Origin of the sequence: Campylobacter sp. CFSAN093233, assembly GCF_011068165.1 — a bacterium.
GTDB classification, from domain to species: Bacteria; Campylobacterota; Campylobacteria; order Campylobacterales; family Campylobacteraceae; genus Campylobacter_D; species Campylobacter_D jejuni.
In genome coordinates this window covers 1-1301 of sequence record NZ_JAAMWY010000013.1, presented here as the reverse complement: position 1 = coordinate 1301, position 1301 = coordinate 1, and the positions used below count along the sequence as shown (strand labels likewise).

Here is a 1301-nt window from a genome sequence, read left to right as displayed (position 1 = left end):
TAGGTATCTTGCAAACTGCAGATAAGGCTATGGATGAGCAACTTAAAATCTTAGATACCATCAAGACTAAAGCGACTCAAGCTGCTCAAGATGGTCAAAGCTTAAAAACAAGAACTATGCTTCAAGCAGACATCAACCGTTTGATGGAAGAACTTGATAATATCGCAAATACCACTTCATTTAATGGCAAACAACTTTTAAGTGGTGGTTTTACCAATCAAGAATTCCAAATCGGTTCAAGTTCAAATCAAACTATTAAAGCAAGTATAGGAGCAACTCAGTCTTCTAAAATCGGTGTAACAAGATTTGAAACAGGTTCACAAAGTTTTTCTTCAGGCACTGTAGGACTTACTATTAAAAACTACAACGGTATCGAAGATTTTAAATTTCAAAATGTAGTGATTTCTACTTCAGTAGGAACAGGTCTTGGAGCTTTGGCTGAAGAGATCAACAGAAATGCAGATAAAACAGGAATTCGTGCAACTTTTGATGTAAAATCTGTAGGAGCCTATACAATAAAAGCAGGAAATACTTCTCAGGATTTTGCTATCAATGGGGTTGTTATAGGTAAGGTTGATTATTCAGATGGTGATGAGAATGGTTCTTTAATTTCAGCTATCAATGCTGTAAAAGATACAACTGGTGTTCAAGCCTCTAAAGATGAAAATGGTAAACTTGTTCTTACTTCGGCCGATGGTAGAGGGATTAAAATCACAGGTAGCATAGGTGTAGGAGCTGGTATATTGCACACTGAAAATTATGGAAGGTTATCTTTAGTTAAAAATGATGGTAGAGATATCAATATAAGTGGAACAGGTCTTTCAGCTATAGGTATGGGTGCTACAGACATGATTTCTCAATCTTCAGTATCTCTAAGAGAGTCAAAAGGGCAAATTTCAGCAGCCAATGCTGATGCTATGGGCTTTAATGCTTATAATGGCGGCGGCGCTAAGCAAATTATTTTCGCTTCTAGTATTGCAGGATTTATGTCTCAGGCTGGTTCAGGCTTCTCTGCTGGTTCGGGATTTTCAGTAGGTAGTGGTAAAAATTATTCAGCCATTTTATCAGCTTCTATACAGATAGTATCTAGCGCAGCTTCTATTAGTAGCACCTATGTTGTTTCTGCTGGTTCAGGTTTCTCTGCTGGTTCAGGTAATTCTCAATTTGCAGCTTTAAGAATAAGTACAGTAAGTGCTCATGATGAAACTGCAGGTGTAACTACACTTAAGGGTGCAATGGCTGTGATGGATATAGCAGAAACTGCTATTACCAATCTTGATCAAATCAGAGCAGATATAGGT

Annotated in this window: 1 protein-coding gene; it reads left to right on the top strand. The window is 37.5% G+C overall.

Features of this window, described 5'->3' with window-relative positions; translation table 11 throughout:
• The coding region (locus FBF15_RS09135) for a flagellin (protein WP_165434641.1) at positions 1-1301 on the top strand (1301 nt) is incomplete at both ends.